Genomic DNA, 11,152 nt, shown 5'->3' on the forward strand with positions numbered 1-11,152 from the left:
CCCAGCGGTTTACACCCTAATGCTTTGACAGGACTCTGATTGAGATGCAAGCGCAAACCATGCAAAGAAAAGTTTTACGAACCATTTGTCCCGATGCAAAAGGTCTGATCGCCAAAATCACCAATATTTGTTACAAGCACGAACTTAATATCGTGCAGAACAATGAGTTTGTTGATCATCGCACCGGGCGTTTTTTCATGCGCACCGAGCTGGAAGGAATTTTCAACGATAATACCCTGCTCGCTGATCTCGACAGCGCCCTGCCGCAGGGTTCAGTGCGGGAACTTCACAGTGCCGGTCGCCGTCGCGTGGTGATTCTGGTGACTAAAGAGGCACACTGCCTGGGCGATCTGTTAATGAAGAGCGCGTTTGGCGGCCTGGATATGGAAATTGCAGCGGTAGTGGGTAACCACGATACCCTGCGTTCACTGGTTGAGCGTTTCGATATTCCGTTTGTGCTGGTGAGTCATGAGGGGCTGACGCGGGAAGAGCACGATAACCGCATGGCAGAAGAGATTGACCGCTATCAGCCCGATTACGTGGTGCTGGCAAAATATATGCGCGTTCTGACGCCCGCTTTCGTACAGCGTTATCCGAACCAGATTATCAATATTCATCACTCCTTTCTGCCCGCCTTTATTGGAGCCCGCCCTTACCACCAGGCTTATGAGCGTGGCGTGAAAATCATCGGTGCTACCGCGCACTACGTGAATGACAATCTCGATGAAGGTCCCATCATCATGCAGGATGTGATTAACGTTGATCACAGCTATACCGCGGATGAGATGATGCGTGCCGGTCGCGACGTAGAAAAGAATGTACTGAGCAACGCACTGTATAAAGTGCTGGGACAGCGCGTGTTCGTTTACGGCAACCGTACGATTATTCTTTAATCAGCCAGGACGCTGAATTGCCTGCAGATTCAGCGCTACGTGTAAAAAGTGGGCAAACAGTTGTGGTTTTGCCAGTGGGCGCTTTACACCCTTATCGCATTTGGTATGATGCGCCCCGCTTTAAGAGACAAAGATTCAGGCCATGGTGGGATTCCCGAGCGGCCAAAGGGAGCAGACTGTAAATCTGCCGTCACAGACTTCGAAGGTTCGAATCCTTCTCCCACCACCATCTGAATCTGAATCATCTTAAGCCACTTCAATCCCTGGTGGGATTCCCGAGCGGCCAAAGGGAGCAGACTGTAAATCTGCCGTCACAGACTTCGAAGGTTCGAATCCTTCTCCCACCACCATCCTGCATGTCGCACTTAATCCCAAAAAAACACCACAGCCTCCTGTTCTGCGCGGAGAGGGATGAGAACCTTCGATTAAGGTTCGGGTCGGGCATCGTGCACACGACTCCCAAAACGATACCTGAGCTTCCTGGTCTGCCTTACGCCTCCTCACGTTTCTTACCCGCTTTCGCACAATCTCAGTCTGTTCCGTCATGACTTTCTCAATAAAAATCGCTACCATCTTCGCCCATTACTTGCTGAACAATGGTCGATCTCATGAAATTTGTTTCATTTAACATCAATGGGTTGCGTGCCCGCCCACATCAGCTTCAGGCGCTTGTCGAACAGCATCAGCCCGATGTGATCGGTCTGCAGGAAACCAAGGTCCATGACGACATGTTCCCGCTGGAGGAGGTGGCAAAGCTTGGCTATCACGTCTTTTATCATGGTCAGAAAGGCCATTACGGCGTGGCGTTGCTAACCAAAGCTCAGCCAGTGTCAGTCAGCCGGGGTTTTCCGGGCGATAATGAAGAATCCCAGCGCCGCCTGATCATGGCGGAAATTCCCAGCCCGATTGGCGACATCACGGTGATTAATGGCTATTTCCCGCAGGGTGAAAGTCGCGACCATCCCACCAAGTTCCCGGCTAAAGAGAAGTTCTATCGCGATCTGCAACGTCTGCTGACCGAGGATCTGCCTGCTGATAAGCCGGTTCTGATTATGGGCGACATGAATATCAGCAGCACCGATCGGGATATTGGTATTGGTGAGGAGAGCCGCAAGCGCTGGCTGCGCACCGGCAAATGCTCCTTCCTGCCGGAAGAGCGCGAGTGGATGGACCGCCTGCTGGGCTGGGGACTGGTTGATACCTGGCGTGAGCACAATCCGGAGGTGGCGGATCGCTTTTCCTGGTTCGATTACCGTTCGAAAGGGTTTGATGATAATCGCGGGTTACGCATCGATCTGGTGCTGGCGAGCAAAACCCTGGCGTCGCACTGCGTTGAGACCGGCATTGATTATGAGATCCGGGGCATGGAAAAACCATCTGACCACGCCCCCATCTGGTCAACCTTCCACTTTTAATTAATGGTCGCGTGGCAGAGCGCCACGCGACGGCTATTTCACTATCTTCCAGATAAGGTTGTTGGTGCCAAGAGACTGTTCATCACGCGCACACTGCAGCAGCACGCCCTCAGATTTCACTACCGCACCTTCTGTGTAGTTGCGGTTCTCAAAGATACAGCAGCGGAGACAGTCCTGCTGACGTCTCTCTGACTGCGTCCAGGCTTCAGGCGGCATATCCACCACTACATCAGTGTTTACACCATTGTTGCCCTGTTGTGGCATCGACTGATAACGACTGTTGGCCTGCACTGCGCTGGTCGCCAGCATCAGAGCCAGGGCCAGTAATACTGAATAATGCCTCATTCCGTCTCCTTCACTTTACGCCTGGTTTTGCGCACCGGACGTTTCTGTCCGGTGGACGGTAATCCCCGAAATGCATGCGCCGCAGGCTGCTGCCGCGCCTGCTGGATAAGGCCGGTTAAGGTCTGCACCAGCGGCTGCATAAACTCATCATAGCGGCAGGCCTTTTCGCTGATACGCGTCAGTGTCGATTCCCACTGCGCCGTCATATCCGGGCGCGCGGCCAGATCGGGCAGAGAGTGAATCAGGGCGCGTCCTGCATCCGTGGAATTGATGTAACGGCCCTTCTTCACCAGGAAGCCACGACGAAACAGTAATTCGATAATGCCGGCACGTGTGGCTTCCGTTCCTAAACCATCGGTCGCACGCAGCACTTTCTTTAATTCTTTATCCTGAACGAAACGGGCGATGCCGGTCATTGCAGAAAGAATCGTCGCATCGGTAAACGGGCGTGGCGGCTGAGTCTGCTTCGCCAGCACCTCGCCACGCTCACACAGCAACTCATCACCCTTCGCCACCTCTGGCAGCGGCATGCCGTCGTTCTCTTCATCACGCTCTTTGCTGCCCAGCAGTGCGCGCCAGCCCGCCTCAGCCAGGAAGCGCGCTTTCGCCACAAATTTTCCGCCCGCAATATCAAGGTCGATGACACATTTACGGAATACTGCATCCGGGCAGAACTGCATCAGATACTGGCGTGCCACCAGCTCATAGATATGCTGTTCATTTTCGCTGAGCTTTACCGCGCTGCTTCGGGCCGTGGGAATAATGGCATGGTGAGCATCGACTTTTTTATCATCCCAGCAGCGATTTCTGCGATCGGCGTTAAAGTCTGCTGGTGGGGTAAGCTGGGGCTGATGCGCCTGTATCGCCTTTAAGACTGCATGACGACCAACAAAATGTTCTTCCGGCAGATAGCGGCTGTCTGAACGCGGGTAGGTAATCAGTTTGTGTGTTTCATAGAGCCGCTGACAGGCGTCCAAAACCGTCTGGGCACTCAGTCCGTACCGTTTTGCGGCCTCGATCTGCAGGCTGGACAGGGAGAATGGCAGCGGAGCGACGTCATTTTCGCGCTTATCACTGTAAGCTGTGACGATGGCGGGTTGACCGGTGATACGCGCTACCACATGATCGGCCAGTGCGCGTTTAAGCAGACGCCCCTCTTCATCCTGCCACGGCTCACAGGCTTCGCTGGGAATCCAGCTGGCAACAAATCTGGCACCATCCGGCGTGAGGATATGTGCTTTAACTTCGAAGTAGTCTTTCGGCACGAAGTTTTCGATCTCCTCATCGCGCCGGACTACCAGCCCCAGTACCGGTGTCTGCACCCGACCTACCGACAGCACGCCATCGTAGCCAGCATTGCGTCCCAGCAGCGTCCAGGCACGGGTCATGTTGATGCCGTAAAGCCAGTCCGCCCGGGCGCGGGCCAGCGCAGAGACGCACAGCGGGATAAACTCGCGATTCTCACGCAGGCGATTTACGGCTCGATCCACTGCCTGAGGATTAAGATCGTTGATCAGACAGCGCTGCACTTTGCTGCGTTTTTCAGCCGGCAGGTTAAGGTAATCCAGCACCTCATCCACCAGCAACTGCCCTTCCCGATCCGGGTCACCGGCATGCACCACTTCACTCGCCTGCGCCAGCAGACTTTCAACCACTTTCAGCTGCTTCGCGACCGACGGACGCGGTTTCAGCTGCCATTTTTCCGGGATGATCGGCAGATCGTTCAGCGACCAGCGTGCGTAACGGCTGTCATAACTGTCGGGCTGCGCCTGCTCCAGAAGGTGTCCCACGCACCAGGTGACGATCTGATCGTTGCCGCAGGCAATAAAGCCATCACCGCGGCGATGCGGTTTCGGCAGCACATCTGCGATAGCACGCCCAAGGCTCGGTTTTTCCGCAATAAACAAACGCATTGAATCAGGACATCCTTAACATCAGGGGAACACAGTGATAACCGGTTGTTCGCTGTCGGTTTGAATCTTGGGGCTATGTTAGCCTGGCAGGGCTTCGGGCGTAAGCGTGACGCGCGGTGTTAGCGATCGTTCGCACAGGAACCGTGCAAAAGGCAGGGCTGAAATGCACCCTGCCGGAACCGGACATGCAGATTAGAAGTAGCGGACGAAAGGCGCGGTGTCAGGCGGGAGCACCGTGGTGCTGGATTTCAGTTGCGGGGTCCCCAGATAAAGGAAGCCAACAATGGCATCCTGCTCGCGGCAGCCAAAACCCTGCCGTACCTGCTCGTCATCGGTCCAGGGACCGCTGCGCCAGATACCGTTGTAACCCTGAGCAAGCGCTGCCATCTGCATCGCCATCACCGCACAGCTGGCCGAGGCAATCTGTTCCCAGCGCGGCACTTTGTGGTGCTCTTCGCAATGTGCCACCACGGTAATAATCATCGGTGCGCGAAACGGCGCCTGGCTCGCTTTATTAATCGCCTTTTCATCCAGCTGGCTATCGCGTGCCGCCCTCTCCAGCAGTTGACTCATCCGGTCACGCCCTTCATTTTCTACAATGATGAAGCGCCAGGGTTGCAGCGTGCCGTGATCCGGGGCGCGCATGCCAGCCCGCAGGATATTTTCCAGTGCGTCACCTGCGGGTGCCGGCTCAGTCAGGCGTGAAGCCGAACGTCGGTTGACCAGTAACTCCAGTGCGTCCATGTTTCTCTCCCGATCTCTGTAATGTTGCCATTATCCTGGCACAGGCAGATTTTTTGTAACAGTGCGCAGTGATTTCCTGCTGACTTTTCACACGCCGCTCTTTAGGATGAGCTCGTCGGGGAAGTCTGGTCCGCGCGGCGGCCACTTCCTGCTACATATTTATGGAGAGTCTGATGCGCACATTGTGGCGAATAATTGCAGGTCTGTTCCGCTGGAGCTGGCGGGTATTGAATTTTATCAGGGAATTTATTCTGAATATTTTCCTGATTTTGTTGATTGTGGTGGGTGTAGGGATCTGGCTTCAGGTCAGCGGATCGGGCGGCAGTTCAGCGCCGATTCAGCAGGGCGCGCTGAAGGTCGATCTCAGCGGCGTGCTGGTGGATAAACCGTCGGTAAGCAACCGTCTGAGTAAAATTGGTCGCCAGCTGCTGGGTGCCAGCAGTGATCGCTTACAGGAAAATTCGCTGTTTGATGTGGTCGATGCCATTCGCCAGGCAAAAGGTGACAGCAACATTAAAGGCATGGTGCTCGATCTACGCGAGTTTGCCGGTGGCGATCAGCCTTCGCTGCAATATGTGGGTAAAGCGCTGCGTGAATTCCGCGACAGCGGCAAGCCAATTTATGCTCTGGGCGACAGCTACAGCCAGGCGCAATACTACCTTGCCAGCTACGCCACGAAAATCTATCTGTCGCCGCAGGGCACCGTGGATCTGCATGGTTTCGCCACCAATGGACTCTACTACAAAACCCTGCTGGAGAAGCTGAAAGTCACCTCACACGTCTTCCGTGTCGGGACCTATAAATCAGCGGTCGAGCCATTCCTGCGTGACGACATGTCACCAGCGGCACGTGATGCTGACAGCCGCTGGGTCGGTCAGCTGTGGCAGAACTACCTGAATACCGTGGCGGCGAATCGCCAGCTGACGCCGGAACAACTCTTCCCTGGCGCGGCAGCGATTATTGCTGGTTTAAACGCGGTTAAAGGCGATACCGCGCAATATGCGCTGGATAACAAGCTGGTCGATGCCCTGGGTTCCCGTGCAGCAGCCGATCAGGAGCTGGTAAAAACCTTTGGTCTGGATAAGCAGAGCAACGATTACCGTAACGTCAGCATCTATGACTACAGCGTGAAACCAGCCTCCTCGCACCAGGATGGCAACATTGCGGTCGTCATGGCCAGCGGTGCCATCATGGATGGGGAAGAGACGCCGGGCAACGTGGGTGGTGATACCACGGCCGCGCAGATTCGCGATGCGCGTCTCGATCCAAAAATCAAAGCGATCATTCTGCGGGTCAACAGCCCGGGTGGCAGCGTGACGGCTTCGGAAGCCATTCGTGAAGAGCTGGCGGCGGCCCAGGCCGCAGGTAAGCCGATTGTGGTCTCTATGGGCGGCATGGCGGCATCCGGCGGTTACTGGATCTCAACGCCTGCCAGCTATATTGTGGCGAACCCCAGCACGCTGACCGGCTCGATTGGTATCTTCGGTGTGATTAATACGCTGGAGAACAGTCTGGACAGCATTGGCGTACACACAGATGGTGTCGCGACCTCCCCGCTGGCGGATATCTCTACCACCAAAGCGCTGCCAGCGGAAGTTCAGCAGCTGATGCAGCTGACTATCGAAAATGGCTACCGCAACTTTGTGGGTCTGGTGGCGAAGTCGCGTCATAAAACCCCAGAGCAGATTGATGCGATCGCGCAGGGCCATGTCTGGACCGGCAGCGATGCCAAAGCCAATGGTCTGGTGGATGCGCTGGGTGACTTCGATGATGCCGTGAAGAAGGCGGGCGAGCTGGCTAAAGTCAGTAAACCTATGCTGAGCTGGTATCAGGATGAACCGACTTTCCTGGATATGGTGCTGGGCCAGATGAACGCCTCTGTACAGGCCGTATTGCCGGATACGCTGAAAGCCTGGCTGCCCGCACCGATGCTGGATGTGATGAGTGCCATGAAAGCCCAGCCGGGTCTGTTCGACAAGCAGAACGATCCTCAGAATCGTTATGCCTTCTGCCTGAACTGCGGCGAAGTGCGATAAACCTCTCAGCCCGGCCGCTGGTCGGGCTGCTTTTCCCCGCTATTCCCCTTATACTGCGCGTTTTATGGCGAGTCTGAGTTCTCTAATGCAAAAGAAAAACATCTACGTTGCCTACACGGGCGGGACAATCGGTATGCAGCGCTCTGCGCAGGGCTATATTCCGGTCTCAGGGCACCTGCAGCAGCAGCTGGCGAATATGCCCGAGTTCCACCGCCCCGAGATGCCTGATTTCACCATTCATGAATATCAGCCGCTGATCGACTCATCCGACATGACCCCGGAAGACTGGCAGTTTATCGCCAACGATATCCGACAAAATTACGATCGCTACGATGGCTTTGTGATTCTGCATGGCACTGACACCATGGCGTTTACCGCCTCTGCGCTCTCGTTCATGCTGGAAAATCTGGCCAAGCCGGTGATCGTGACCGGGTCGCAGATTCCACTGGCGGAACTGCGCTCAGATGGTCAGCAGAATCTGTTGAATTCTCTTTATGTAGCGGCTAACTATCCGATTAGCGAAGTGTCTCTGTTTTTCAATAACACACTTTATCGCGGTAACCGTACCACCAAGGCTCATGCCGATGGCTTCAACGCCTTTGCTTCGCCGAACCTCTCCGCACTCCTGGAAGCGGGCATTCATATTCGCCGCCTCAATACGCCACCTGCCCCGTCCGGTCAGGGTGAACTGAACGTTCACACCATTACACCTCAGCCCATTGGTGTGGTCACCCTCTATCCAGGAATTTCCGCCGACGTGGTGCGTAACTTCCTGCGTCAGCCGGTGAAGGCGCTGATCCTGCGTTCTTATGGCGTGGGCAATGCCCCGCAGAACAAGGAATTTCTGGCCGAACTTCAGCAGGCCAGCGAACGTGGTATCGTGGTAGTAAACCTGACCCAGTGTATTTCAGGCAAGGTGAATATGGGCGGATACGCCACCGGCAATGCGCTGGAAGAGGCTGGCGTGATTAGCGGATTTGACCTGACGGTAGAAGCCGCGCTGACCAAGCTACACTTTTTACTCAGTCAGGAACTCTCTGCCGATCAAATCCGTGCCAGAATGCAGCAGAATTTGCGCGGCGAACTGACTGAAGACTGAAACGGAGCGACATGTAATGAAGCGGGCACTCATCATTATTGATATTCAGAACGATTTTTGCCCCGGCGGCCCGATGGCAGTCCATGAGGGCGACCACACGGTCGAGGTGGCTAATCGCTATGCGCGTTTGTTCCGTGAGAACGGTGAATGCGTACTGGCCCTGCAGGACTGGCACCCGGCCGATCACGGCAGCTTTGCCTCGGTTTCCGGTGAGCCGGTCTACACGCTGGGCGAGTTAAATGGTCTGGCGCAAATCTGGTGGCCCGATCACGGCATTCAGGGCTCAGCAGGTGCGGATTTCCATCCCGGTCTGGATCGTTCACTGTTCGATGCGACGTTCCATAAAGGTGAAGATCAGGATGTCGACAGCTACAGCGCCTTTTTTGATAATGGCCACCGTCGTAAAACCGAGCTGGACAGCTGGCTGCGTGAGCGTGGCATCACCCATCTGGTGATGCTGGGGCTGGCGACAGATTACTGCGTGAAATATAGCGTGCTGGATGCGCTGGAATTGGGGTATCACGTCGAGGTGGTCAAAGAAGGTTGCCGCGGCGTTAATCTCAATCCTGAGGACAGTGAAATCGCCTTTGCTCAGATGACGGCGCAGGGCGCGATTCTGATTTAAAAAAGGAGCTGGCATGACGCCAGCTTTTTTTTAGTGCAGATGAATGCGGGTGACATCCGGATCGATGCCGAACGCTTCTTTCAGCTCTTTTTTCGACTTCATCACCATCTCGCCGCCCTTAGCGATGGTCATATGCTGCGGCGCATCGTTATGTCTTGCCTGCCACAACATAACCAGTTGCAGACAGTTGTCGCGCTGTTCCTGCGTCAGTGCCACGCCATCCGGCCATTTTCCAATCTCAACTGCTGTTGCCAGTCGTTCGTAGACTTCAGGTGTCATCGACGCAAGCATCGCTTCAAGTTGTTCCTTCATCGCCTTACCCTTTGGTCTGTTCGCCCTGCTCGTCGGTGAAATTCAGCGAGGCGGAGTTAACACAGTAGCGTTCACCGGTCGGTTGCGGGCCATCGGGGAAGACATGCCCCAGATGCGCATCGCAGCTGCCACAGCGGATCTCAACACGCTGCATGCCGTGTGAATTATCTTCGATGTAGCGAATTGCATCGTCACTGAACGGCTGATAGAAACTGGGCCAGCCACAGCCAGAATCATATTTAGTCTCTGAGAGAAAAAGTGGCGCCTCACAGACCAGGCAGTGGTAAATCCCTTCCTGCTTGTTGTGCAGCAGTGCGCCGCTGTAAGGCGGTTCCGTTCCGCGTTGCTGTGTCACATAACGCTGCATTTCTGTCAGCTCGGCGATTTTTGCGTCGGGTGCGGTGTCTTTAGCCATTTTTAGGATTCCGGGGAAGTGCCATTCTGAAAAATTCGACTATTATTCTAACAAATGATCAACATTACCGGGTCTTTTTTTGTGCTCACCCTTTCAAGCCGTCCACTGCAAAGCGTAATTGTGACTTTGATCACCTTTTATCCCGGGCATCCCTATATATTCGGCGATTGGTTCGACGAAACGCGATATCATTGGCGGCGCGCAAGCGGTTGCGCATCGAATTATTCCTGTCAGGCGAATTGACCTGTCGCAACAATTGACACGATTCCGCTTGACGCCTGGTAAGGTTTTTGTAATTTTACAGGCAACCTTTTATTCACTAACCAATAGCTGGTGGAATATATGACTATCAAAGTAGGTATCAATGGTTTCGGCCGTATCGGTCGCATCGTTTTCCGTGCTGCTCAAAAGCGTTCTGACATCGAAATCGTTGCTATCAACGACCTGCTGGACGCGGATTACATGGCGTACATGCTGAAGTATGACTCTACGCACGGTCGTTTCGACGGCACCGTAGAAGTTCAGGATGGCGCACTGGTGGTTAACGGTAAAAAAATCCGTGTTACTGCTGAACGTGATCCAGCGAACCTGAAGTGGGATGAAGTGGGCGTTGACGTTGTTGCGGAAGCAACCGGTATCTTCCTGACCGACGAAACCGCGCGTAAACACATCACCGCAGGTGCTAAGAAAGTCGTTCTGACCGGTCCATCTAAAGATGACACCCCAATGTTTGTTCGTGGTGCAAACTTCGACAAATATGATGGCCAGGATATCGTTTCTAACGCCTCCTGTACCACCAACTGCCTGGCACCGCTGGCAAAAGTCATCAACGACAGGTTCGGTATCGTTGAAGGTCTGATGACCACTGTTCACGCTACCACTGCTACCCAGAAAACCGTTGATGGCCCGTCTCACAAAGACTGGCGCGGCGGCCGTGGCGCATCGCAGAACATCATTCCTTCATCAACTGGCGCAGCAAAAGCCGTTGGTAAAGTTCTGCCAGAGCTGAACGGCAAACTGACCGGTATGGCATTCCGCGTACCTACCCCTAACGTTTCCGTTGTTGACCTGACCGTGCGTCTGGAAAAAGCGGCCTCTTACAAAGAAATCTGTGCTGCCATTAAAGCTGCTGCAGAAGGTGAGATGAAAGACGTTCTGGGCTACGTTGAAGATGACGTGGTTTCTACCGACTTCAACGGCGAAGTCCTGACTTCAGTGTTTGATGCTAAAGCGGGTATCGCGCTGAACGACAACTTTGTGAAACTGGTTTCCTGGTATGACAACGAAACTGGCTACTCAAACAAAGTTCTTGACCTGATTGCGCTGGTTTCTGCTAAATAAGGCAGACAGACATC

At 54.4% G+C, this 11,152-nt stretch carries 11 protein-coding genes and 2 tRNA genes; 8 read left to right on the forward strand and 5 right to left on the reverse strand.

From position 1 onward, the window contains the following. Positions 1-44: 44 nt before the first annotated feature. The 4 genes from purU to xthA all read left to right on the forward strand — a co-directional run bounded on the left by purU (position 45) and on the right by xthA (position 2,308). Positions 45-893, forward strand: coding sequence for a formyltetrahydrofolate deformylase (gene purU / locus AC6I8J_RS10290; protein WP_111140030.1), 849 nt, complete (start codon positions 45-47; stop codon positions 891-893). Between the two features lie 144 nt (positions 894-1,037). Next, a tRNA-Tyr gene (locus tag AC6I8J_RS10295) sits at positions 1,038-1,122 on the forward strand. A 36-nt stretch (positions 1,123-1,158) separates the two neighbouring features. Beyond that, a tRNA-Tyr gene (locus tag AC6I8J_RS10300) sits at positions 1,159-1,243 on the forward strand. Positions 1,244-1,501: 258 nt separating this feature from the next. After that, positions 1,502-2,308, forward strand: coding sequence for an exodeoxyribonuclease III (gene xthA, locus AC6I8J_RS10305; protein ID WP_161734004.1), 807 nt, complete (start codon positions 1,502-1,504; stop codon positions 2,306-2,308). Between the two features lie 33 nt (positions 2,309-2,341). Here xthA and AC6I8J_RS10310 read toward each other — a convergent pair whose 3' ends face one another. The 3 genes from AC6I8J_RS10310 to AC6I8J_RS10320 form a co-directional block, all read right to left on the reverse strand. Then, positions 2,342-2,653 carry a DUF1496 domain-containing protein gene (locus tag AC6I8J_RS10310; RefSeq protein ID WP_161734006.1) on the reverse strand — a complete coding sequence of 104 codons (312 nt, stop codon included), beginning with the start codon at positions 2,651-2,653 and terminating at the stop codon, positions 2,342-2,344. After that, positions 2,650-4,566 carry a DNA topoisomerase III gene (locus AC6I8J_RS10315; RefSeq protein WP_253418784.1) on the reverse strand — a complete coding sequence of 639 codons (1,917 nt, stop codon included), beginning with the start codon at positions 4,564-4,566 and terminating at the stop codon, positions 2,650-2,652. The genes AC6I8J_RS10310 and AC6I8J_RS10315 overlap by 4 nt, the downstream gene beginning before the upstream one ends. 192 nt (positions 4,567-4,758) lie before the next feature. Continuing rightward, entirely contained in the window at positions 4,759-5,310 is a 552-nt protein-coding gene (locus AC6I8J_RS10320; protein WP_161734010.1) for an NAD(P)H nitroreductase, read from the reverse strand. A gap of 173 nt (positions 5,311-5,483) precedes the next feature. On the opposite strand from AC6I8J_RS10320, the gene sppA reads away from it, so the two are divergent. The 3 genes from sppA to pncA all read left to right on the forward strand — a co-directional run bounded on the left by sppA (position 5,484) and on the right by pncA (position 9,070). Then, positions 5,484-7,346 (forward strand): signal peptide peptidase SppA, encoded by a 1,863-nt coding sequence (gene sppA / locus AC6I8J_RS10325; RefSeq protein WP_497825337.1) that lies wholly within the window; start codon positions 5,484-5,486, stop codon positions 7,344-7,346. A gap of 85 nt (positions 7,347-7,431) precedes the next feature. Further along, positions 7,432-8,445, forward strand: coding sequence for an asparaginase (gene ansA, locus AC6I8J_RS10330; RefSeq protein ID WP_161734014.1), 1,014 nt, complete (start codon positions 7,432-7,434; stop codon positions 8,443-8,445). Between the two features lie 16 nt (positions 8,446-8,461). Next, positions 8,462-9,070, forward strand: a complete 609-nt coding sequence (gene pncA / locus AC6I8J_RS10335; protein WP_161734016.1) for a bifunctional nicotinamidase/pyrazinamidase — start codon at positions 8,462-8,464, stop codon at positions 9,068-9,070. A gap of 30 nt (positions 9,071-9,100) precedes the next feature. Here the strand turns inward: pncA and AC6I8J_RS10340 are convergent, their stop codons facing one another. Beyond that, positions 9,101-9,382: a YeaC family protein gene (locus tag AC6I8J_RS10340; protein WP_013358061.1), complete on the reverse strand. Its 282-nt coding sequence runs from the start codon at positions 9,380-9,382 to the stop codon at positions 9,101-9,103. A 4-nt stretch (positions 9,383-9,386) separates the two neighbouring features. Next, positions 9,387-9,797, reverse strand: a complete 411-nt coding sequence (gene msrB / locus AC6I8J_RS10345; protein WP_222925402.1) for a peptide-methionine (R)-S-oxide reductase MsrB — start codon at positions 9,795-9,797, stop codon at positions 9,387-9,389. Positions 9,798-10,139: 342 nt separating this feature from the next. Between msrB and gapA the strand changes: the two genes are divergently transcribed. Further along, a complete protein-coding gene (gene gapA, locus AC6I8J_RS10350; protein ID WP_497825338.1) occupies positions 10,140-11,138 on the forward strand; it encodes a glyceraldehyde-3-phosphate dehydrogenase in 999 nt (332 codons plus the stop codon). The last annotated feature ends 14 nt before the right edge of the window (positions 11,139-11,152 follow it).

Source organism: Pantoea sp. X-Soil-ISGK-355 (assembly GCF_059730805.1).

Bases quoted from the DNA above. Each gene is read 5' to 3' on its own strand.
- purU (WP_111140030.1), top strand. From the start codon at position 45: ATGCAAGCGCAAACCATGCAAAGAAAAGTTTTACGAACCATTTGTCCC.
- xthA (WP_161734004.1), top strand. From the start codon at position 1,502: ATGAAATTTGTTTCATTTAACATCAATGGGTTGCGTGCCCGCCCACAT.
- AC6I8J_RS10310 (WP_161734006.1), bottom strand. From the start codon at position 2,653: ATGAGGCATTATTCAGTATTACTGGCCCTGGCTCTGATGCTGGCGACC.
- AC6I8J_RS10315 (WP_253418784.1), bottom strand. From the start codon at position 4,566: ATGCGTTTGTTTATTGCGGAAAAACCGAGCCTTGGGCGTGCTATCGCA.
- AC6I8J_RS10320 (WP_161734010.1), bottom strand. From the start codon at position 5,310: ATGGACGCACTGGAGTTACTGGTCAACCGACGTTCGGCTTCACGCCTG.
- sppA (WP_497825337.1), top strand. From the start codon at position 5,484: ATGCGCACATTGTGGCGAATAATTGCAGGTCTGTTCCGCTGGAGCTGG.
- ansA (WP_161734014.1), top strand. From the start codon at position 7,432: ATGCAAAAGAAAAACATCTACGTTGCCTACACGGGCGGGACAATCGGT.
- pncA (WP_161734016.1), top strand. From the start codon at position 8,462: ATGAAGCGGGCACTCATCATTATTGATATTCAGAACGATTTTTGCCCC.
- AC6I8J_RS10340 (WP_013358061.1), bottom strand. From the start codon at position 9,382: ATGAAGGAACAACTTGAAGCGATGCTTGCGTCGATGACACCTGAAGTC.
- msrB (WP_222925402.1), bottom strand. From the start codon at position 9,797: ATGGCTAAAGACACCGCACCCGACGCAAAAATCGCCGAGCTGACAGAA.
- gapA (WP_497825338.1), top strand. From the start codon at position 10,140: ATGACTATCAAAGTAGGTATCAATGGTTTCGGCCGTATCGGTCGCATC.